Below are 583 nucleotides of genomic sequence, written 5' to 3' on the forward strand. Positions count from 1 at the left end.
GTCTCCAGCTACCACGCCCGAGACTTCTTCTGTCACCCGCCCGAGGAGTACGACTTCTCCCGTCCCGCGCGGGTCGCCCGTGCCCTGACCGAGCGCGTCTTCGGGACCGACGCGTTCGACGAAGTCGACCTCCTGAACGTCAACGCCCCGGCGGACGTGCCGAGCCCCCGAATGCGCGTGACCCGCCCCTTCGCGAACTACGACCAGCAGGTCGACCACGACCCGGACGCCGGCGCGCTTCCGGACGGCGACCGCGAACACGACCTCGACGACGACGAGGTGTACGTCCGGTTACAGGACATTTCGTGGCCGGACTCCGTCGGCTTCGAGAACCCGTTCCCGCTCGACGACGAACACCGCGACCGCTATCCGGTCGGGAGCGACCGCCGCGCGATGGTCGACGGCGAAGTGAGCGTCTCGCCCCTCGCGGTCCACCACGGCCATGCGACGGACCCGCGGCTGGCGAGCATCGTCGAGAGCCTCTCCGAACAGGTGGAGTAGCGCGGAAGTCAGCCGGAAGCGACGACGCTACGACCGCGCCAACTGCCCGGTCTGCGAGAGGTACGCGGCGAGGTCCGACGTG

General features: G+C 69.5%; 1 pseudogene. It reads left to right on the forward strand.

Annotation, left to right across the window (positions count from 1 at the left end):
* Positions 1-501: pseudogene (locus tag DVK01_RS21115) on the forward strand (5'/3'-nucleotidase SurE); the annotation flags it as partial.
* Between the last annotated feature and the right edge of the window lie 82 nt (positions 502-583).

The organism is Haloarcula sp. Atlit-120R (genome assembly GCF_003665885.1).
GTDB classification, from domain to species: Archaea; Halobacteriota; Halobacteria; order Halobacteriales; family Haloarculaceae; genus Haloarcula; species Haloarcula taiwanensis.